Origin of the sequence: Clostridium beijerinckii, from assembly GCF_008705175.1 — a bacterium.
Taxonomy (GTDB): domain Bacteria; phylum Bacillota; class Clostridia; order Clostridiales; family Clostridiaceae; genus Clostridium; species Clostridium beijerinckii.
The window spans coordinates 2303531-2327037 of sequence record NZ_CP043998.1 but is presented as its reverse complement, the minus strand read 5'-3'; the positions used below and the strand labels follow the sequence as shown (position 1 = coordinate 2327037).

20 protein-coding genes and 1 riboswitch are annotated in these 23507 nt (G+C 30.4%); all 20 genes read right to left on the bottom strand.

Translation table 11 applies throughout. The annotated features are described in order from the left end of the window. Window positions 1–502: 502 nt before the first annotated feature. Complete coding sequence (locus tag F3K33_RS10500; protein WP_023976201.1) at window positions 503–1306, bottom strand: N-acyl homoserine lactonase family protein; 804 nt, start codon at window positions 1304–1306, stop codon at window positions 503–505. A gap of 35 nt (window positions 1307–1341) precedes the next feature. Further along, window positions 1342–2643, bottom strand: a complete 1302-nt coding sequence (locus F3K33_RS10495) for an acetyl-CoA hydrolase/transferase family protein (protein ID WP_031276150.1) — start codon at window positions 2641–2643, stop codon at window positions 1342–1344. A gap of 27 nt (window positions 2644–2670) precedes the next feature. After that, on the bottom strand, window positions 2671–2934 hold the full coding sequence (locus F3K33_RS10490) for a hypothetical protein (RefSeq protein ID WP_023976203.1): 264 nt from the start codon (window positions 2932–2934) through the stop codon (window positions 2671–2673). A gap of 15 nt (window positions 2935–2949) precedes the next feature. Continuing rightward, on the bottom strand, window positions 2950–3219 hold the full coding sequence (locus F3K33_RS10485) for a NifU family protein (protein WP_023976204.1): 270 nt from the start codon (window positions 3217–3219) through the stop codon (window positions 2950–2952). Between the two features lie 13 nt (window positions 3220–3232). Beyond that, a complete protein-coding gene (locus F3K33_RS10480) occupies window positions 3233–4687 on the bottom strand; it encodes a 4-hydroxyphenylacetate 3-hydroxylase family protein (protein WP_039771943.1) in 1455 nt (484 codons plus the stop codon). A gap of 459 nt (window positions 4688–5146) precedes the next feature. Next, window positions 5147–6919, bottom strand: a complete 1773-nt coding sequence (locus F3K33_RS10475) for a sigma 54-interacting transcriptional regulator (RefSeq protein ID WP_039771942.1) — start codon at window positions 6917–6919, stop codon at window positions 5147–5149. Window positions 6920–7030: 111 nt separating this feature from the next. Beyond that, window positions 7031–8326, bottom strand: a complete 1296-nt coding sequence (locus F3K33_RS10470) for an acyl-CoA reductase (RefSeq protein WP_023976207.1) — start codon at window positions 8324–8326, stop codon at window positions 7031–7033. Beyond that, the gene (locus tag F3K33_RS10465) at window positions 8323–9420 is read right to left on the bottom strand and encodes a LuxE/PaaK family acyltransferase (protein WP_039771939.1); all 1098 of its coding nucleotides are present in this window, start codon (window positions 9418–9420) and stop codon (window positions 8323–8325) included. Before F3K33_RS10465 ends, F3K33_RS10470 begins: the two co-directional genes overlap by 4 nt. Next, window positions 9417–10895, bottom strand: a complete 1479-nt coding sequence (locus tag F3K33_RS10460; protein WP_039771937.1) for an AMP-binding protein — start codon at window positions 10893–10895, stop codon at window positions 9417–9419. Before F3K33_RS10460 ends, F3K33_RS10465 begins: the two co-directional genes overlap by 4 nt. Beyond that, entirely contained in the window at window positions 10892–11134 is a 243-nt protein-coding gene (locus F3K33_RS10455) for an acyl carrier protein (RefSeq protein ID WP_039771935.1), read from the bottom strand. The genes F3K33_RS10460 and F3K33_RS10455 overlap by 4 nt, the downstream gene beginning before the upstream one ends. A gap of 285 nt (window positions 11135–11419) precedes the next feature. Then, entirely contained in the window at window positions 11420–13348 is a 1929-nt protein-coding gene (locus tag F3K33_RS10450) for an ABC transporter ATP-binding protein (RefSeq protein ID WP_039771933.1), read from the bottom strand. Then, window positions 13345–15120: an ABC transporter ATP-binding protein gene (locus F3K33_RS10445; RefSeq protein WP_039771931.1), complete on the bottom strand. Its 1776-nt coding sequence runs from the start codon at window positions 15118–15120 to the stop codon at window positions 13345–13347. The genes F3K33_RS10450 and F3K33_RS10445 overlap by 4 nt, the downstream gene beginning before the upstream one ends. Before the next feature lie 13 nt (window positions 15121–15133). Continuing rightward, entirely contained in the window at window positions 15134–15577 is a 444-nt protein-coding gene (locus F3K33_RS10440) for a MarR family winged helix-turn-helix transcriptional regulator (RefSeq protein ID WP_023976212.1), read from the bottom strand. Between the two features lie 723 nt (window positions 15578–16300). Further along, the gene (locus tag F3K33_RS10435; protein WP_023976214.1) at window positions 16301–17305 is read right to left on the bottom strand and encodes an ABC transporter substrate-binding protein; all 1005 of its coding nucleotides are present in this window, start codon (window positions 17303–17305) and stop codon (window positions 16301–16303) included. Continuing rightward, window positions 17286–18068, bottom strand: a complete 783-nt coding sequence (locus F3K33_RS10430) for an ABC transporter permease (protein WP_023976215.1) — start codon at window positions 18066–18068, stop codon at window positions 17286–17288. The genes F3K33_RS10435 and F3K33_RS10430 overlap by 20 nt, the downstream gene beginning before the upstream one ends. Before the next feature lies 1 nt (window position 18069). After that, window positions 18070–18831: an ABC transporter ATP-binding protein gene (locus F3K33_RS10425; protein ID WP_023976216.1), complete on the bottom strand. Its 762-nt coding sequence runs from the start codon at window positions 18829–18831 to the stop codon at window positions 18070–18072. Continuing rightward, window positions 18832–19500, bottom strand: a complete 669-nt coding sequence (gene tenA / locus F3K33_RS10420; RefSeq protein ID WP_023976217.1) for a thiaminase II — start codon at window positions 19498–19500, stop codon at window positions 18832–18834. Between the two features lie 91 nt (window positions 19501–19591). After that, a riboswitch (TPP riboswitch) is annotated at window positions 19592–19689 on the bottom strand. Window positions 19690–19740: 51 nt separating this feature from the next. Next, window positions 19741–21675, bottom strand: a complete 1935-nt coding sequence (locus F3K33_RS10415; RefSeq protein WP_039771929.1) for a Cache 3/Cache 2 fusion domain-containing protein — start codon at window positions 21673–21675, stop codon at window positions 19741–19743. Window positions 21676–21881: 206 nt separating this feature from the next. Next, window positions 21882–23078, bottom strand: coding sequence for an enoyl-ACP reductase FabV (gene fabV, locus F3K33_RS10410; RefSeq protein WP_039771927.1), 1197 nt, complete (start codon window positions 23076–23078; stop codon window positions 21882–21884). A 32-nt stretch (window positions 23079–23110) separates the two neighbouring features. Continuing rightward, on the bottom strand, window positions 23111–23335 hold the full coding sequence (locus tag F3K33_RS10405) for a hypothetical protein (RefSeq protein WP_023976220.1): 225 nt from the start codon (window positions 23333–23335) through the stop codon (window positions 23111–23113). Window positions 23336–23507 lie beyond the last annotated feature (172 nt).

Here is a 23507-nt window from a genome sequence, read left to right as displayed (position 1 = left end):
AATATCCAACCTATATCTGATAGTGTATTTTATTTTTATATTTTATTCTTTACTTATATTTTATTCTTTACTTATATTTTAGCATTTAAATATTATGTTACATAGTATTTTTATTGTTTTGTCTAAACAATAAAGTAAATCACATACAAAATTCTATTAAACATTTACTATACTTAAATGCATATAAAAACAAAGAAATTCCATATATGCTTGTAACCTTAATGTCATAATATGGAGCAATCATTAGAAAATAAGCTGATGAAAATAATTAATGTAGGGTTGTTCCAGGTTTACTTGTCCTAATAAAATTAGGAGCATGCACATATGGATACAACCCTACATTAACTGCCTTTCAGCAAAATTTTCATAGTCCTGTGAAACAACAATGTTTCTGATTTCGGTAAGTTATCACATAAATGCAGTTTTAAATTTGGATATCTATATAATAATAAAAAGAAGCAGCAATTTAATTCACTACTTCTTTAATAGTTTTTACTACTTTTTATTCATAAAACTCAGGAGCAAGTTTTATTGTTTTAAAGAACTCCTCATCATGAGCAAAAAATACTTTTGCGTCATATTTTTTCTCTAACTCTCTTACTTTTTCAATTGATTTAAAGAAAGAAAGACTATCATAAAGCAATCCTGATGCCTTAGCTGGTGGACCATAAATTTCTGAACTATATACACAATCTTGTGGGAAGATTAATGTACCTTCATTTTCTAAATGAACTACTATTCCAAGTAATCCTGGTGTATGACCTGGTAAATTTACTATTTCTATGCCCTTTGCAAATTCAAAATCATCTTCAACTAAATGATATTGCTTTACTGAAACGTCCATATCGGCTTTAATATAGCCTCCATGTGTTAACGGATTTTCATTTAACCTTACTTGAGTTTGAGCTTGCATAAAGTCTGCCTTTGGTACATATACATCTGCATGTTTAAACATATCTAAATTTCCTGCATGATCTAAATGCATATGAGAAATTATTACTTTCTTTATTTCTTCTGGTTTTGTTCCACATAAAGCCAATTGATTTTCTAGTCTTTGTTCTTTTGTTTGATATAATGGATAAACTTCTTGAAGGTTTTTGGGCCAATAACCATTCATAGCCTCTGGATTGCTTCCTACATCATATAATATTTTTCCACCTGGATGATCAATTAAAATAGACATTACAGGTAGCTTAATCCATTTATTTTGTACATGCGGCTGGCTATATGTTCCCATAGTAGCTCCACCCACTACATTATTTTTATCAGTTTCTAAATATCCCGTGTCTAAAACATACACTTTCATAAATTATTTCCTCCCATATTTTCATTTATTTTAATTTAAAATTTCACTTTAAATCTCTTTTCCCACTCTTTAATAAGGGCATCTCTAAAATCAGGATGTGCGACATTTATTAATGCTTTAGCTCTTTCTTTTAAAGTTTTTCCTTTGAGCTCTGCTATTCCAAACTCAGTTACAACATAATGAATATCATTTCTAGAAGTTGTAACAGTTGCACCTTCATCTAAAATTGGAACTATTCTTGAAAGTTTTCCTTTACTTGCAGTTGATGGCATTGCAATTATTGATTTACCACCTTTAGCCATTGCTGCTCCTCTTACAAAGTCAACTTGTCCACCTACGCCACTGAACTGTTTAAGTCCAATTGTATCAGCTGCTACTTGCCCCATAAGATCTACCTGAATACATGAATTTATAGAAACAATTTTATAATTTTCTGCTATAACACATGGATTATTTACATAATCTACAGGATACATGGCAACACTAGGATTTCCATTAACATAATCATAAAGCCTCTTAGTGCCCATTAAAAATGTAACTACAGATTTTCCATGATGTAAAGTTTTTGCTTTATTTGTTATTACACCTGCTTCTATTAATTCAACTACTCCATCAGATATCATTTCCGAATGAATTCCAAGATCCTTTTTTTCCTTTAAGAATAATAGTACTGCATCTGGAATTGCACCAATTCCTAATTGAAGTGTAGAACCATCTTCAATGAGCTTTGCACAGTTTTCACCAATAGCCTTTTCAACTTCTCCTATTTTAGGTGGCTTAAGCTCAATAATATCATTTGAAGTTTCAACTATATAATCGATATCAGAAACATGTATAAATGAATCTCCGAGTGTTCTTGGCATCTTGTCATTTAATTCAGCAATAACAATTTTAGCGGCCTCTGCAGCAGGTTTTGTATAGTCATTTGAAACTCCGAAACTACAATAACCATGTTCATCGGGAACACTTAATTGAACAAGTGCTACATCTACTGGTAAAGTACCTTCCTTAAACATTTTTGGTACTTCTGAGAAAAAGCATGGTGTAAAATCTGCTCTTCCGTCAAGAATAGCCTCCCTTGTTGTTCCACCTGCGAATATAGAATTGTGGCGAAAATTAACAGCCATTTCAGGCTTGCAATATTCACTTTTACCCATGGATACCATATGAACAATTTCTACGTTTTCATATAAATCTTTGTTTCTAACCATTGCATCTATAATTTCTTTTGGCTCTCCGCAAGCATGTCCAGTTACTACTCTATCATTCGATTTAATTTTTCTTACAGCTTCGTCAGCTGTAACTACCTTACTCTTGTATAAATCTTTCCAGCTAATCTTAGACACCTCCTAAATATAACCGGATTACAATTTTTTCAAGTCATATACTAATTTATCATAATCCCCTATATTTTTAATAAAAATTTTATTATATTTTGATATATATTTTTCATGGCTTACACAGCAATTTGAACATCCACAGACTAAAATTAAATAGTCATATTCCTTATTTTCCTTTGCAATCTCGAAATTATGAGTTTTATCAAGATCGTTAATTAAATTTGTAATAAACGTTTTTCTATCATAACTAGCATTACAGCCACCACAGTATCTAATACCTATTTCCAAAATTTCACCTAGCCTTTATTTTCTAAGCAGCTGTCTAGCAAAATCAAGCATTTCTCTGCTAATTGTATCAACAAGTTGTACATCTTTTATTTCCGGTATCTCTTTTAATACGCAGGAAACTAATTCTTCCATAGTAGATTTTGCCGAAGGACAGCCACTGCATGCGCCTAAAAGTTTTACGTAAGCTACACCATCTCTAACTTCTACAAGCTCAATATCTCCATTATGCTCGGCAAGTAATGGTTTTATTTTAGTATTGATAGCATCATTAATTTTATTTACCATGATTTTGCTCATATTATTCTTCAATTCTAGCTATTTTCTTAGCTATTTTCTTTTTAGATGCTAAATTTCCTTGTCTAGCTATCATAATTCTTTGAGCTTGTGGTGATCCAGCTCCATGCATTGATTCTGTTCTATATCCGACAGCTGCAGTCCCTAAACAAATATTTTCTATTAATCTTAATATTCTCATTCTATTTTCTGTTGAAACTGAGTTTACACCTCTCAAATATTTATCTATATATGGTCCTATCTTTTCATCTTTAAAATCAGCTTCTGATGGCATAGTAACCATGATTCCTCCAGCAATATCTTCTGCAAGTCTACATATTTCATAAGGGAATCTTGTAACATTTTGCTTACATACATTTGCTAGCAGATTATCAATATAATAATTTCCAGCTTCTGTTTTAGAACCCATTGCTGAACATGCAATACCACAAGAGAATAAAGTTTCATTTAAGTGAGTCATTTCTATTAATTTATCTTTAACATGAGATGCTTTGTGAGCTCCGTTATAATCAGCAGCTACTGCAGCCGCTCCAATTAGAACATCTCCAACTCCAACTTTGCATCCACCATAACTTTGTCTATGATATCCTGCAAATCTTTCAACGATCATTCCAGCAAAATCAGTTTCTCCATTTAAGAAAATTCTTTCATTTGGTACGAATACATTATCAAATATTGTTAATGTTTCTTGTCCACCAAATTCAGCATTTCCAAGATCTATATCTGCACCTGGTTCTAGTTTTCTTGTATCACAAGATTGCCTTCCGTATATATGAATTATTCCTTCAGCATCTGTAGGCACTGCAAAAGATATTGCCCAATCCTTATCATTTGGAGTTAATGCTATTGTTGGCATTACTACTACCTCATGAGAATTTAACATTCCAGTTTGGTGACATTTTGCTCCTCTAACAACTACCCCATCTTCTCTTCTTTCAACAACCCTTAAGTATAAATCACCGTCAGCTTGTTTACTTGGCGATAATCCTCTGTCCCCTTTAGGATCAGTCATTGCACCATCAACGGTTAAGTCGTTTTCTTGAACATATTTTAAAAACTTATTAAAGTTTTCATGATAATTTGTTCCACAAGCTTTATCTATTTCGTATGTTGAACTGTATAGTGCATTAAAAGCATCCATACCAACGCATCTTTGGAAACATGATGCGGTTTTTTGACCAAGTAATCTTTGCATCTTTACTTTTTTAATAAGATCATCTGTGCTTTGATGTAAATGAGCAAATCTATTTACTTTTTCCCCAGTTAAATTTGAAGTAGCTGTCATTAAATCTTCATACTCTGGCATTTGTGCTAATTCATAAGTCATAGCAACTGAATTAAGAGATGGTCTTATGATTGGATGATCAACAACATTGTCTATTGCTTTTCCAAACATGTACACTTTTAGGTTTAGCTTTCTAAGACTTTCAATATATTGTTCCTTTGTTTTTAATGGCATATTATCGCTTCCTTCACTAATTTTTATTTTCTAATAATTATATAAGCAATAAGCGTGCCAAAATAAAAAATTACTATACTGCCTTGAATTTTCCATAATAATCTTATAATTTTTTCAATATCACCTCTAATTTCTGGAACAATATAAATATTTGTTGCAAAAACGCAACTAAAATTTCAATTAAATTTCATAACAACCTCAGAATACGTTTACAGTAGTTATAATTTGAAAATATTTTATTACGTTGCACTTCTGCATCTTGTTGCATTTTTGCACCACTGGCTATCCAATATTTAGCATGTTTATAGTATGATACATGAATTTAAATAGATTATAATATTTATTCGCCATACTCAACAAAGAAATTGGATACATATTTGCGGAGCAGGCATTTTAAAATAAGCTGCCGTAGCTAATGAATAAATATGTATCCAATTTCTATTTAAATACGTCATATTATTAAATTTCTTCTTTTATATATTTCTGCCTCTTCCTTACAAAGGTTGATGCATCTATTCCTAGTGATTTTGCTGCAGCTCTGACATTACCATACTTGTCATATGCCTTCTTAATTAATTTCTTTTCTATGGCATCTAAGGTTTCTTTTAAATTTATACCTTCTTCAAAAGTATTTAGAGTTACAATCATGCCATTTGAGCCAATAATATTTTTAGGAAGATCTGACTTCTTTATCTTATCATCCTCACTCATTATTACAGCTCTCTCAACAATATTTTTTAGCTCCCTAACATTCCCAGGCCAATTATATTCATACATACAATTTAAAGCATCTGAAGCAAATACCTTATTGAAATTGTACTTTTTATTAAGCTGTGTAAGAAAAAAATTAATTAATGGCAAAATGTCATGCTTTCTCTCTCTAAGGGGTGGAATATATAGCGGTATGACATTGAGCCTATAATACAAATCCTCTCTAAATTGTTTTTTCTTTATCATATCTTCCAAATCTCTATTTGTTGCAGCTAGTACTCTAACATCAATTTTTATAGGCTTTGTTCCTCCAATTCGTACTACTTCCATTTCTTGAAGTACTCTTAGAAGCTTAACCTGCATATCCATTGGAAGTTCTCCAACTTCATCAAGGAAAATAGTCCCTCCAGAAGCCATTTCAAATAAACCTATTTTACCTTCTTTATTTGCTCCAGTAAAAGCACCTTTTTCATATCCGAAAAATTCAGATTCTATTAAACTTGCAGGCACTGCACCACAATTAACTTTAATAAATTGTTTTTTACTTCGTTTGCTTACTTTGTGTATATGCTTTGCTATTTGATCCTTTCCTGCTCCGGTTTCTCCGAGCATAAGAATCGTAGTGTCCACTTTTGCAATTCTATTGGCAAGCTGGATAATTTCAATAGTTTTATGATCTTCTGCAACAATTTCTGAAGTATTTAATAATTGAGTTCTCATTTCTTCGATTTCAGAAACATATTTAAGAGTAATTTCTTTATTCTTTTGAAGTTGTTCTTTTAACTCATAAAGTTGTGTTACATCTCGTACGTTTGTAACCACCATGATTATTTTTCCATTCTTATCAAAGATGGGATTACTGCTCACAAGAACCTTTACTCCTGTTTTGAATTCCTGTTGAATTGTAGTGGTTTTTCTATTCTTTAGCACTAAAAGAGTAGCCGACTGAGATATAACGCCTTCTTTCTCCAGGTCTTTCATATTTCTTCCTAAAACCTCTGATCTTTTAAGTCCTGTAATACTCTCATAGGCATTATTTATCTTTATAGTATTAGCTTCCCCATCTGTTATATAAATTCCATCATAAGAGCACTCAATAATAGAGTCTAACTCAGTTAATCCTAACTTTGTATTTTTCATATCTCTACATTTTTTTGAAATTTTTTCAACCAAATCATTAATAAAATCTGTATGAGTAATTATCCCTATAATCTTATTGTTTTTATCTATAACTGGAAGACGACCAACATTATATTTCAATACATCTTCTATATTCATTTCACTATTAATTGTTATTACTTTTTTAAGATCTAAAGTTTCTAGCTTCGTATTCATTTCTAATTTATTAAAAATAGCTTTCATTAAATCTGTTTTTGTTACAATGCTAATTAACTTTCCATCTCTATCTACAACGGGTGCTCCATCTATGCCATTTTCAATAAAAAGCTTTGCTGCCTCTTCAAATGTATTATTAGGTTTTAACACCAATACCTTTTTTGTCATCAATTCTTTTACTTTCACATTCTCCACACCCTATATCTTATTTATACAAAATTTATAATTCACCAGTAACATAAATACCGTTTATAAAACAAATCTAAAGATTTATCCATTATTAAGTATTTCTCTTTTTTAATTTAGATTTAAAATTGTCCATTTAACTATTTCACTCATAAAAAGTATTCCATCCCAAGGTGAATCATATAAATTCATGAGACCCACTTTAACTAACCTATCAACACCATGCAGGCTGACTTTATTTGCAAAATTCATAATCCTGCTATTATCTTCAGAAGCTATTCCAATAGTTTGTATTCTTGGCGTTATTAGCTTGGAAACCTCAAATATATCTTCAACCTCTTTTAAAAATATAGTTATATGCTGCACAGGTTCTTCTAACATTATTTCTTTATCTATTAAAATTGTATATTTAAGGTCTTTACTGCATATTATATCTTTTTCTAAAGATAAAAGATATTCTCCTCTTTTATTAATTATATTTGCAGCTGCTCCTTGATTAATTTCAAGCTTAGGATATCGTTTTAAACCCTTTTCTAATGATTGTGAAAGCATTTGTGCTGCTTCATTAATACCTACAGTAGATTTTTCAATAAATAACACTTGAGGAGAAGAGCATGCTCTTTGATCAAAGCTTATTATATCCTTTGCAAAATTATCGAATGTTTTAGTTATCTTAAGACTTTCCATGGCAGATTTTTCAAATACAGCAAAGGAATATTTAGGGCCAAATATAACATCCTTACATGTGGTTTTCTTAGGAAGAACTGACAATGTGTTCACGGCTTCTTCACCGCCGCATATTAGTCTTACATCCGCTACCTGTGACATTTCAGTATTTAATTTTAAATCATTACTTGAAAAATTTATAATTGAAATAATCTTTAATAAGGTACTTCCATAATATTTTTCTCCTCTAAAATTAATTACAATATCTTTTAAAGGTTTTAGAAGCTCAATTACAATATTTATACTACCAATAGGTATCCTGCATAAATTAACATTTCTACAAATAATGGCTTGAACTAAATAATATATTGGAAGAGTATGAACATTTCCAGCCATGAAATGACACACTATCCCTCTAGGTTGAGCCTTCATAAATTTATTATCTGCTATTTCTATAAAATCATCTAGGAATTCTTGTTTTCTTAGATCTTGGTGTAAGAGCTTCTTAATATTGTCTTTCTTTAGCCATAATATCAAAAAAGGCACACCTTCATAACTTAAAAACTTTCTATCACTACATAATATTTTACTATATTCATTAATTATTTCAATCATAGCTTCGCATGGATATGAATAAATTGTTTCTCTATTTTTATTAAGCTCTTCTATAATTTCATCTAAACTTTGAAGATTCTTAGGTTCCTCATAAAATTTATCTCCTAACATAAAGCAGCTTATCATTTCTTATCCCTCTTCTCTGCAAAAGTATCTCCACATCCTCTTGTTTCAGATTTATCTACTCTATTTTTAAACTTAAAGTATTTACCCTTTCTTCCGCATTTACAATCATCTACTCCTATAAATTCACCAATATCCTCAGTTAATATAGCTTGACCCGGATAGCTCGAAGTAAGTCCGCTCATAACCTCTATAAAGCCACATTGACCTTTTTCCACTTCTTTAAGCGTTAAAAAATCTCGTATAATAATTTCCCCAAAATCAGGTACATGTTTATATCCGAATTCACAGTCAAGAAAAACTACGCCTAACTGTTCAACCATTCCATAAAAATCAATTATGTTTTCAGGGTCAGTTCCAAATACTTCAGCCACAGATCTATTAAACTCTTTCTTTTCAACTTTTTGGGCATTTAATTTTTTCCAGCCTCCGCTATGAAGTATTTTAATTTTCGGCATGTTTAATTTTATATTTTTTTCTTTTAGTACGTTAACAAACCTAGTCCAGATAATATAAGTAAATCCATATACTAATATATCTGTATCTTTGTACTTTTCTTCAAATTCTTTAAGTCGTTCTATATTAAGTATGATGTTATCATCTACCAAATCCATAGCATAAGTTAAACTCTTTCCAAAACTACTTACTCCTCTTATTGCCGCGCCTCTTGCAGTTAAATAGTCACTTTTTTTGTTAACCTCTTTACTATCAATTATTAGCATTGGTCTTCTATATGATCCTAAAAAACTTGTTAGAGTTGATATTAATCCTTGAGATTGTCTTATAGATGTTTCCTTATCAATAAATATCTTGCTAGGAATGTTTCCAGTTGTAGAACTTGAGTTTAATATTCTAACTACACTTTCCTCACTACAAGTCCTAAGCTCAAAATGCTTAAACATATTTACAGGAATAAAGGGAATCTCTTCAAGAGAATTTATATCATTTATATTAACTCCTAGTTTTTTATACATACTATCTAAATTTTCGTTTATTCTACTTTTCTCTATCTGGGGCCTTAGAATGCTCAAAAGCTTTTTTTCTTTATCCTTTTGCAGACACTTAAATTGCTCATTATTTATAATTTCATCTATCATTTCAAATCCCCCATCATTACTTTACCAGAAGAATTTTTTGGAAGTCCCTCTAAAAATACCACATATTTAGGTACTTTATAGGACGGCAATTTATCTTTGCAATAGTCAATTATATACTTTTTATCAACTTTTAATACTTCATCATTTAATACTACAAATGCTTTTACTGCTTCTCCCAATATATCGTCTTGAATTCCAATTACTGCTGCTTCTATAACGCTTGGAATTTGAATTATAATATTTTCAATTTCTTTAGGACTTATTCTATTTCCACCACTTTTTATGATTTGTTTTTCCCTTGCCACAATATAAATATAACCATCTTCATCTACTGTAGCTAAGTCACCGGTATATAAATAACCATTTCTAATGACCTTTCTCGTTTCTTCTTCATCGTTAAAGTAACCCTTCATTATATTTTCACCAAAAGCCACTACTTCACCTATTTCATCCACTTTTACTTCATTTCCTTCTTTATCAATTACTTTAAGCAAAGTTCCAGGAATGCCTTTACCTATTGAACCCATTTTTTCATCAAGCATATTAGGTGGAAGATACGAAAGTCTTGCAGTTGCTTCAGTTTGTCCATACATTATAAATACATCTACTCCTACAAGAGCTTGTCTTAGTTCTTTAATAAAACTATCAGGAAGTCTTCCTCCTGCCTGGGCCACGTATCTTAGACTTTTCAAATTTCTATCTTTAATACTAGATTTTCTAAGTAAAATTTGATAATTACTTGGGACTCCTGCAAAGCCTGTACATTCATATTTTTCAATATCATCTAGAACTGTTTCTGGAAACATAAATTTATTGTTTATTACTAAGCTGCCGCCAACTCTTAAATGTGTATGGAGCAACGATGTTCCAAAGCAATAGTAAAATGGTAAGACAACTTCTATCCTATCCTCGCTATTTAATTTTAAATATTCTATTATGGAATTAGTATTATGATAGAGATTATGATGCGTAAGCATTACTCCTTTTGGTCTTGCTGTTGAACCAGATGTAAATAATATTACCGCCACACTATTTTTAAAATCAATTTCTTCTTCTCCATTATTACTAGTACATTCTTTATCTAATAGAAGATTATTTAATGTTTCTTCAGTAACTATCTTAATATCTTTATTAATCAAACTTTGCATATTATCTAAGAAACGTTTTTCAATAAAAATCGCTTTAGGATTACAACTATTAATTATATACTCAATATCATTCTTACTTAGAGTAGGATTTAGGGGTACACAAGTGCACCCGCTTTTTATTATTCCAAAGTAACTTTCTATAAAAAACCTTGAATTTTCACTTATTAATAGAATTTTATCTTCGCATTCTACGTTAAATTTTTTTATTTCTTCAGATATCATTAATATTTTACAGTATAATTCACTATAGCTTATATGCTCCTTATCAATTATTGCAGTCTTATTAAGCCCTGAGGAAAATTCAAAAATATAATCAGTAAAGGTCATATCTCAACCCCGTATTTTCTTAATGTATTTTTAATATCTCCTATAGTATATAATCTTGAAACATCTTGAACTGCTATTGATATTTCAAATTCTTCCTCAAGGGCTACTACAAGTTCAATATGACTTAGTGAATCCCATGCCTCAATTTCGTCTGGACCAAAACCGTCTTCAATTTCATCTAAATTTTCAATACTCCAAACAGATTTTATTATTTTGTTGAAAGTTCCTAAATTACTCATTTCTAATTCCTCCAATATTTTTTATTCTTCAAGTATATTTAAAGCAAGAATTATGCCAATAATTTCATATAACTACTTTTTGTTTTAGTATGAGTAATTTAATTTATTTTTTAATGTGTACATAAATATCCAATTCAACTTATTAGATAAATGTATTTATAAAGTTGCTAAAATTTTAACTTTATATCTTCACTAGAAATAATTCATAAAAATCCATTTCCTTGTATAAAAATAAAGGATAGTAAACAATATTACTATCGTCTACTATCCTTAAAATATTATAATTTATATTACTTCACTATCTAAATTTGCTCCTGAAAATTGGCTGTTGTAAAGATCTGCATAGAAACCTTTCTTTGCAAGAAGTTCATTATGGTTGCCCATTTCTATGATACTTCCCTTATTCATAACTAGAATTAATTCTGCATCCCTAATTGTAGAAAGCCTATGTGCAATAACAAAACTTGTTCTGCCTTTCATAAGTTCTGTCATAGCTTTTTGTATATAAACCTCTGTTCTTGAGTCAACACTACTTGTAGCCTCATCAAGAATCATTATAGTAGGATTTGCTAGAATTGCTCTAGCTATTGTAAGAAGCTGCTTCTGGCCTTGAGATATATTAGAAGCTTCTTCGTTTAATATTGTATTATATCCATCTGGAAGAGTTTTAATAAAGTGATGAGCATGTGCTGCTTTTGCTGCCTGGATAACTTCTTCCTCAGTAGCACCTTCTCTGCCATAAGCTATGTTATCCATTATAGTTCCGTTAAATAACCATGTATCTTGAAGAACCATACCAAACATATTATGAAGTGCACCTCTTTTTATATCTCTGATATCTACACCATCGATCATTATCTTACCAGAATTTATTTCGTAGAAACGCATAAGTAAGTTAACGAGTGTAGTTTTACCTGCTCCAGTCGGTCCTACAATTGCAATTGTATGACCTTGTTTAACATCAAGGTTCATGTTCTCAATAAGTGGTTCTTCTGGTTTATAGCTAAAATCAACATTATCAAATTTAACTTCACCTTTAGGGAATTCTATAATCTTAGCATCAGCAGTATCTGAAATCTCCTCAACTTCATCTAAAAGTTCAAAAACCCTTTCTGCAGATGCAACTGTTGATTGAATTATATTAGCAATATTAGCAGTTTGAACTATTGGCTGTGTAAATTGGTTTGAGTATTGTATGAAAGCTTGAATATCACCAATACTAATTTTTCCGAGTGTTGCCAAATATCCACCTACAACACAAACTATTACATAACCTATATTACTAACAAATCTCATCATTGGCATTATTATACCTGATATAAATTGTGCTTTCCATCCAGCTTTATAAAGTCTATCATTAATATTTTCAAACTCTTTTATTGAATCTTTTTCATGTCCAAAAACCTTAACTATTTTATGTCCTGTATACATCTCCTCTACATGACCATTAAGTTCTCCTACTTCTTTTTGTTGAGCAGCAAAAAACTTTTGAGAATGCTTAGCAACAAGTGTTGTTATTACAATATAAAGTGGTAATGTTAATATTACTACTAATGTCATCATTGGACTTATAGTTAACATCATGATAATAACACCAACAATAGTTACTATAGATGTAATAAGCTGAGTCAAACTTTGTTGAAGTGTTGTTGAAATATTATCAACATCATTTGTTACACGGCTTAAAATTTCACCATGAGTTCTTGAATCAAAGAATTTAAGCGGTAAACGTGAAATTTTATCTTCAACTTCTTTTCTTAGGTTGTATACTGTTTTTTGAGCAACCCCTGCCATAATATATTGTTGAAGGAAGCCAAAAAGTGTACTGATTACATATAAGCCAAGTAGTAATAAAAGAATATCTCCTATATATTGAAAATCAATCCCAGGCACTGGTATATTACCTGGTTTTCCTGCTTTAAGTAATGCAGCATTTTGAGACATTACAGTAAATTTTCCTACTAATCCTTCAACTAATCTAGTTATAGCTTTACCTGAAATTTTAGGTCCTACTATATTAAATATAGTACTCGCTATAGCAAATATAAAAACTAAAATGAAATTCATTCTTTGTGGTTTCAAATAATTTAAAAGTCTTTTTAATGTCCCTTTAAAATCCTTAGCTTTTACTTTTGGGCCAGCAAAAGATCCCATTGGACCACCGCCAAAACCGCCACCTGATCTTTTATTTACTCTATTACGATTTTCACTCATGATAATTCCTCCTCTGAAAGTTGTGATGATACAATCTCAGAATATACCTTACAACTGTTTAATAGCTCTTTATGAGTTCCAATACCTGCAATTTGTCCTTCATCTAAAACTATAATTCTATCTGCATCCATAACAGTTGCAACTCTTTGCGCTACAAGAATTACAGTTGATTTTACTGTTTCCTTTTTTAATGCTGCACGAAGTCTTGCATCTGTTTTAAAATCAAGGGCTGAAAAACTATCATCAAAGATGTATATCTCTGGTTTTCTAACAAGAGCACGTGCTATTGATAAACGTTGCTTTTGTCCTCCTGATACGTTAGTTCCTCCTTGAGCAATTAAATGCTCATATCCATCATCCATTCCATTTATGAAATCTGTTGCTTGAGCTACTTCTGCCGCATGCTTAATTTCTTCCATACTAGCATCGTCTTTACCGTATTTTATATTTTCAGCAATAGTTCCAGAGAAAAGAACAGTTTTTTGAGGTACAAAACCTATTTTAGCTCTTATACTTTCCTGACTCATTTCCCTTACATCAATACCATCAACAAGAACTGAACCATTAGTTACATCGTAAAAACGCGGTATCATATTAATTAATGTCGATTTTCCTGAACCAGTACCACCAATTATAGCTGTTACTTCTCCAGGTTTCGCACTAAATGATATATTACTAATAGCTTCTTGCTCTGCACCTGGATAGCTAAAGCTTACATCTTTAAATTCAACATAACCGCCTTCATTTTCATTTAATAATGGCTTTTTAGGATCTATAATTTCAGATTCCATATCTAGTACTTCATTTATTCTAACTGCTGAAGCTTGAGCTCTTGGAATCATTATAAATACCATACCAAGCATTAAGAAACCAAATAAAATCTGCATTCCATATTGCATAAAGGCTATTAATGACCCAACTTCCATATTCCCTGAATCTATTCTTATACTTCCAAACCAAATTACTGCAACAGTTGTAGCATTCATGATAAACATCATTATTGGCATTAAAATTGCCATAATTTTATTTACTTTTATAGCATTATTCATTAAATCTTTATTTGCATCGTCAAATCTAACCTTTTCAGTATTTATACGGTTGAAAGCACGAACTACTCTTATTCCTGTAAGGCTTTCACGTAGTACTAAGTTTAATTTATCTATTTTAACTTGCATCAATTTAAATAAAGGCATTGCAAATTTTAAAGTAAGCCCTATTATAACTGCAAGTAGTGGAATTACTACTGCAAAGATCCATGTTAGAGTTACATTCTCTCTTAAAGCCATAACAACTCCGCCTAATGCTGTCAATGGTGCGAAAAGTGCAATTGAAAACATCATTATTGTAACTGATTGAACCTGTGTAACATCATTTGTAGTTCTTGTTATTAAAGTAGCTGTTCCAAATTTATCAAATTCATTTAAAGAAAAACTTTCAACTTTTGTAAATAATTTATTACGAATTATTTTAGCAAAGCCTATTGCAGTTCTTGAAGATAAAAATGATGCTATAATTGAACAAATTGCACCTCCAAGAGATACAAGCAGCATTAATCCTCCTATTCTTAGAATATAATCAACTCCACTATACTCACCGTTATAACCTAAAAATGATATAGTCTGAACCACATCTTTTTGAACAATTCCTTTATCAACTATATCAGCCATTAATGTAGGCAGATATAAGTTTGCAATTACTTGTGTAAAAACTAATAAAACAATTATTATTATATTAACTGTGTACTGTTTTAAAAATCTAAACAATTTAATCATTAGCGCACTCTCCTTAATTAGCGTTATTTTCACTTAAAAGTCTTTTGAATATTATTAGTCCCTCAGAAATTTTATTAAGCTCTTCTTGTGTTCCTTGATTTAGTATACTCTCAATATTATGTTCAATTTGTTTATTAAAATTCTTATGCATTTCAATAAATTTCGGAGATATACTTACATAGACAACTCTCTTATCATCTTCACTTCTTTCTCTTATAACAGCATCCTGTTCTTCAAGTTTATCAATAATACCTGATACTGTACTATTAGGTAAATGTAGCTGCTTGCTTAATTCAGTCACTTTCATCTTCTTATTTTTATGTAATAGTCCAATAACCATACCTTGAGGAGCTGTCATTCCAGTCCGCTCAATTATTTTTTTCATATTTAATCTAAATAAACTCATTACTTCTTGAAATAATCTCGATACCTCTATACTTTCATTAATAATCTCCATATAATTCCCACCTCTTTTTATATTTCGCTTCCAAACATTTCGTGTACGAATATTTCGCTTTCGAAATAAATTATATATCTCTAAATATACTTTGTCAATTAATTAAAATAAAAAACTCCAAGAACCAGAAATTTCTCACTCCTAATATCTAAATCCAATTAGTTTATAAAGTATAATTTTAAGTAAAATAACAAAATCGCAGCTCTGCTGCATTCAAGAACATTTTATGCAGGAGAATATGATTTATTTTTTTATTCTTTTATAGTAATTAACCCTAGTAAAATATACTAATATAAAAGTTATCCACAGATTTAATTGCATTATAATTTCATAAAGAATAAAAAAAAGATACCGAATTACAATAAATTCAGTATCTTTTTTAAAATAATTTATCAGTTTTTATCTAAATATGAATAACATAATCATAGACTATACTTAGACTGTGCAATATCTTCCAACCAGAAATGAGTGATATACTTTTGTGGAATGTTTCATTGGTAATTTTGATAGATATGATTCTTTGGCTATAAGTTGTTCCAAATGTGCTAGTTCAAAGCTTGTTCTTTGAGGCTAGCACTTTGGGTGCAACTTTATAGCCTTAGAATCCCCCATCATAATTGCCTAGAAACTGGAACAAAAGTATATTATTCATTTCGGTGAGGTATACGCATAAGTATAGTTTATAGTTAGTTTATCTATACTATTTCCTATATCAAAGATAAATTATTGAAACACATCTTTACTATCTACATCAGCTTGAAGTAAATTCTTATCTTTTAGCCATTTAATGTTGTTATTCCAATTTTCTTTATCTTGACTTAAGAATTTACCACTTTCATTTTCCATAAGAGGTAAAAGTATCTCTAAGCTCTTCTTTTCTGTCTCTTCATCTAATGGGAAACTTTCATTTTGAGCCTTTAATATTAAATCTAAAGCCTTATCAGGATTCTTTTGAGTATATTCAAATCCTTTTTTAGCAGCTCCTAAGAACGCTTGTATTGTATCATTATTATTCTTAATTGCGTCATCACTTGCAACAAATGCTAATTCGTAGTTATTTGGCACACCAAAATCTGATGGCGCAAAAGTTTCTAATTCAATACCTTTTTTCTCTAATAATATTTTTTCATGATTTATATATCCACCTATAATTGCATCAACTTGTTTTGTTTCGATTCCAGGCATTAAGTCATATCCAACATCTACAAATTCAACCTTTGATGGATCTCCACCAGCTTGTGCTACCATTGCTTTAACAGTTTCTTTATCGATATCAAAAGATGCATATCCAACTTTCTTTCCTTCTAGATCTTTTAATGTTTTAACTCCTGAATCTTTACGAACCATTAGTTGGTTTAATGAACTTCTAACTATTGCTCCAACTGATTTAATAGGAATATTTTCGCCTCTTGCTAAGATAATTTGTTTAGGATAGCTTATTGCTAAATCAGCTTTTCCTGCTGCTACTAATTTAATTCCATCATCTGTACCTGCAGGTGTAATTAAGTTAACCTTCAACCCTGCTTCTTTAAAGTATCCTTGCTCTTCTGCTGCATATAAGAATGAATGTACTGCATTTGGATACCAGTCTAAAAGAACATTAACTTCTTTAAGTTCTTTGGTAGCACTCTTGTCTTCCTTATTATTGGAAGCACTAGAGCACCCGCTAAATACTAAACTAACTAACATAATAAATAGTAAAAATATACTAAGCTTTTTTAATTTCATGATTGTCCTCCTTCAATCCTCTTCTGTATTTTAATAAAATCTTTTCTAGCAAGAATCCTACGGAAAATAGAATTAATCCTAGAAATGATAAAACTAACACTCCTGCGAAAACAGAATCTGCCTGAAGCATTCCTGCTGCTCTCTTAATATATATACCTAATCCCTTTTCAGCACCTAGCCATTCTCCAATGGTCGCCCCTGAAATACTGTAGGTTGCAGCTATTTTAAAACTGCTCAAAAAATTTGGTAATACGGAATTCATATGGAGTTTAAAAAATATTTGGAATCTATTTCCTCCAAGAGCTTTTAAAACATCTTCTAAATCTCTATCTACACTATTTAATCCATCTAAGGTACTTATAACTATAGGGAAAAAACAAAATAGTATTACCACTGCTACCTTTGACCATATGGTATATCCAAACCACATAACCATAATTGGAGATAAAGCTATAGTCGGAATTGTTTGAGAAAAAATTATAATTGGATATAAAGTTTTCGAAACATTTCTCCAAAGATATATGGAAAGTGCACAAGATATACCTATAATTACGGACGCAATAAGTCCTAATAGTGCTTCACCTAGTGTGATAAGAGAATGTTTATATATTAAATCTTTTTGATCTACTAAAGCTTTTATGATTTCAGAAAATCTAGGCAAAATAAAATTCGGCACCTTAAAATATGGTATTATAAATTCCCATGACAAAATTATAATTATCAAAAATATTAAAGGAAATATATAGTCTTTAATTTTTTTCATTCTATATCCCCCCTTTATTTTCTTCTAAGGAGTCAAGAACATTTAAAATATCTCTTTTTAGCTCAATAAACTCACTAGAAAGTGTGGTCTCATAATTCCTTGGTCTTTCAATATTTACATCTATAGATTTTAAATTTCTATATGGAAGCTCCGTACAAATAAGAATTCTATCTGATAAAAGCAAAGCTTCCTCTATATCATGAGTTATCATAAACACAGTATTACTTTGTCTTTGACAAAGATCTAAAAGCCATGACTGCATCTTTCTTCTTGTTAACGCATCTAGAGAAGAAAATGGCTCATCCAATAAAATTATGGAAGGATTATTTACTATTGCTCTTAAAAATGAAGCTCTCTGCCTCATACCACCTGATAATTCATGTGGATAATATTTCTCGGTGCCCTTAAGTCCAAAATCTTCAAAGTATGTAGCTGCCACTTTTCTAGCTTCTTTCTTACTATAACCATTTAATTCAAGTCCAACTGCTGTATTGTCGAGAATATTTCTCCATGGCATTAAGGAATCTTTTTGAGGCATATATCCTATAATATTTTTATTGCCATCTTTTAATATATTTATATTACCCTTTTGCGGCTTTAATAGTCCTAAAATTAATCGAAAAAGGGTACTTTTGCCTGTGCCACTAGGTGCAATAATTGTGACAAATTCATTTTTATTTATATCAAAAGATAAATCATCTACTATTAATTTTCCAGAATCCTTATATCCAAAGGATAAATTATTAATTTCCAATGCTTTCATCTAAATAACCCAACTTTCCTTTTTGTAGCAGCCATCCCAAAACATATATTCATATTTTGAAGATATAATGAAAATCTCTTCTAATTTTTCAAGCTGTCTTTCTGGAAGCCCTTCTGCTAGTTTATCCATAAGTTTTATGCACCAATCATTTTCCTTATTATATTCTTCAGTTGCATATGTAAGTATCCATTCCCTGTAAAGTGGATGCTCTAATGCCTTACTATTATTTGCTAAGGTTTTGCCAATAAATGCATAGCTCCACATACATGGAAGTAATGCTGCTACTAGTTCTGCTAAAGATCCTTCTGATGATACCTGAAGCATAAATTTTGTGTATGACAAATTACTTGCATTTGGCTTTGTAGCCTCTAATTCTTCCTTAGTTATTCCAAACTTCTTAGCATATTCAGTATGTGCATCCATTTCAATATTTACTATAGCATTTGCACATTTAGCAAAGGCTTGTATATCTTCTAATGAATCTGCCTTAACCATCCCTAATGCAAAAAGCTTTATATAATCTATTAGATAAACATAATCCTGCTTAACGTAAAAACAAAACTTATCTTCATTTAAAGTCCCCTTACTAAGTTCCTTAAGAAAAGGATGCTCCAGGCACGCTTCCCAAATAGGTTTACCTTTCAATAATAATCTTTGTGAAAATTGCATAAAAAAACTCCTTTCAAACAGTACTAAAATACCATTGAAAAGAGTTAATAATCTAATTAAATTGTAAATCTACTATCTTTAGATTTAGCTTTATATTATCTTATAACTTCCCTTCGCTGGCATTACCCAGTGCAGGTTCAAAGGGTCTGAAAACTCATCTCAGCCATTCTGGCTCCCCTAGTACTCGTCTAAATTTTATACTCAAAGCTTAAAAATGTCAATGAAAATTTACCATCTTGTTTAGCTATATATGTCCGAAAACTCAATATTAATATTTTCAACCTTAGATTGGTTTGCATAACCATTCTTGCTTTTCTTACCTTCATCTTCTGGAACTATCTTAACAGGAAGACATATAATAAACTCTGTACCTTCTCCATAAACACTTTTTACTTCTATTGTTCCTTCGTGCATCTCAACTAAAGCTTTAACTATAGATAGCCCAATTCCGCTGCCTTCATGGCTTCTATTTAATAATCGTTCTACCTGCTTAAATCGTTGGAAAAGCTGCGATACTTTTTCCTCTGGAATTCCCCTTCCTGTATCTTTTACAGATATAACTATATGATCATCCATATCATATAAATTAACACTTATTTTGTCTCCTGGTTCAGTGAATTTAGTAGCATTGGAAATTAGATTAAGCAAAATTCTTTCTAGCTTTTCTTCATCAAAAGCCATAATTTTTTCTTCATTATCTGTATCAAATATTATTGTCCTAGACATATATTCTACATATTCAGCAGTTGACTGTGTTATATCCTCTACAACTTGTACTATATTGCCGTTTTTCAATTCTAGTTTCATATAACCTGAATCAATCTTTGTTATATCTATAAGATTATTCACCAATCTTACCAACCTATAACAGTTTTGCTTTATACTATTTGTATAATTCTTCATTTTCTCAGTATTTAAATTTTCATCTCTATTTATAAGTACATTAAATAACTGAGCTGTTGAAAATATAATATTTAATGGTGTCCTTAACTCATGTGACATATTAGCTATAAATTCTGTTTTTAATTTTTCATACTGCACAGTTTCTTCTAATAGCCTTTTATTTTCTGCTATCATATCATTAAAACTATTTGCTAAAACTCCTATTTCATCCTTACTATCTATATTGCATCGTATTGTCAAATCGCCTTTACCTGCTATCTCCATACAGGATTTCAACTTGTTAATAGGCTTAACTAATGTATTAGCTAAAAATAATGCTATAATTCCGCCTAAAACAATAATTATCCCCCCAGTAGCTATTGTGGTCGTCAAAATTGATTTTGCTGAAGAGTTTAATTCCTCATAATCTGCTGTGGTAACTACATACCAATGCCAAGCTTCAAAATACTGATAATATCCAATCTTTTTAACTCCGTTATAAGTGTATTCAATCATTCCACTTTTTTCAGTATGCATTTTTTGAACAAAATCGTAATCACTTACATTCTTCCCACTATCAGATGGATGAAGAATTACATTTCCTTCAGAATCTAGTACGTACGCATATCCAGTCTTTCCTAATTTAATATTACTTAATGTCTTATCTAAATAATCATTACTAATTTTATTTCCTAACCCTATTGCCCCTATTACTTTTTTATCTTTATCTAATAATGGCTTCATTCTTGTTAAATATCCAATTCCTTCTATCCTAATATCGCCAATATATTCTTCATTATTTAGTGTCTTTTTATAAGCTTCAGTATCACTTGAAATATATGTACCTAATATCCTATTACCATTATTAAATACAGTAGTAGAAACCCTTATTAGTTTATCATCTTGTAATAAAAACATTGTTGCTATAGTACCTGTTGATTGTTTTAGTTTATCAACTATAGTATTATCTAAGGATATTCTTTGATTTCCTGAATATAAAACTGGTAAGTTAAAATCTCCAACTTTTACGATTTCATTGTAATCAACTCTCATATCAGCTAAATTGTTTAATACGTTATTTGCAAAATTTAAATCTCCATAAGATTTCTCAGTAAGCAAATCATTTCTCACACTCAAAGTTGTAATAATTGATTCCGTTAAACGCTGACTTTTTTCGTTTACCTCTTTAAAAACTGCTTTATTAGATTTATTCCCAATTAACAACCCCAATACACTTACAGCAAATACAATTAAGATCAAATAGCTAACGATAAGCTTATATTTTATTCTCATTTCAAAACACTTCTCCCTAGTTAATTATGTTTATTAACACTAAAATCAAATACAACCATAATATACATAGCTATTTGATTTATTGTATATCCGGATAATTATACCACAGGTACAATGTTTTTTGAAATATTATTATCTCTCTAAAATATATTTATAAAAAATAAGAAGTATCATTTTGATACTTCTTAACATAAACCTTAATTAACCTATGGCTCTAGCCTTTTCAATGCTTCTACATCAATGTCTTCACTATAATCGACTCCATCAATTTCAAAACCATTTAACTGCATAAATTCCTTTTTATATCCGTCATAATCCGATAATATTTTAAAGTTATCTGGAGTTATTTTTTCCCACAATTCATTAACTTCACTTTGTACATCTTCCCTAAGTTCCCAATCATCCATTCTTAATCTTCCACTATCATCAAATTCAATTGGGTTTTCTGTATATATTTTATCAGCAAACATTCTTTGCATCTGCATAATGCAATTTTCATGTAAACTCTTTTCTTTCATTACTTTATATAATACCGCTGCATATAATGAGAAAGAAGGTATATATGCACTCGCCTTAGTAACAATTGCTTTATTTACAGAAACAAAAGCCTTTCCATTAATCTTCTTTTTCCACTCTTTATCTATTTGAAGTGCAGAATTCTCAAGATGGCGTTTAGCCTCTCCTATTGTACCTTCCCTATAAATTTTATATGTTCTTGATGCTCCTATATATGAATACGAAATTGTTATAGCATTATCAGAGAGACAATCATTTTCAAGAAGTAGTTTACACCACTCACTCCAATCTTCACCTCCCATTACTTTTTTCGTTGCTTCTATCTCTTTATCAGTTGCTGAATTAACTTTAGTCGTAACAAGTTCATCTTTCTCCATATCAATTGTCGGCCCCTGAAATTCTCCAGATGTAGTTTTTAAAGTTGAATCATATATATTACCTGTCTTAGGATCCTTTCTTCTTGGTGATGCTAAACTATAAATGAGTAAATCAATCTTTCCAAACTCATCCTTTATATATTTCATAACATTTTCTTTAACTTCATCTGAAAATGCATCTCCAATAAAGTTTTTTGCAATTAGTCCTTCCTTTTCTGCGAACTCTTTAAAAAATATATTATTATACCAACCTGCTGTTCCAGTTCTCCTATCTGTAATTCCATTTTCAAATGAAACTCCAATTGTATCAGCTTTTGCTCCACCAAAGGCTAAAGAAATTCTTGTAGCAAGACCAAAACCTGATGATGCTCCAATAATCAGAACTTTTTTAGGACCATGAAATTGCTTTGAATTCTTACAATATTCGATTTGGTTTAGTACTTCTTTTCTACATCCATATGGATGGCTTGTTTTCGCTATTCCCTTAATTAATTCAGGTTTAAATATCATTCTATATCCTCCATTTATAAAATCTTCTTTGGCTAGTCTTTGTAAATCTTCGATAATATACTTTCCAGCGAATCGCTTAAATATTTTTGATATTTCTTATTAGTTATATGAATCTCTATTTCATTCTTCTTTAGTATATCCATTAAGATTTTGTTTTTAGCATTTAAATCTGCCACTGCGAGAACAAGGTTTGCGATAATATTTTGCATATCTGAATTTTTACCCCTGTATTTCTCAATTATTTCTTTAACACCCATATAATCACCCCCTAATACAATAAATTATAAAAATATCAGTGATTATATTCCAAATTTTATAAATATATATTTTCAATTCACATTTCACAATTTTCAATTTTCAATGTTCAATTCGCAATTCACGATTAGCAATTCATAATTTACAATGCGCAATTAATGCTAAAATTCTTGC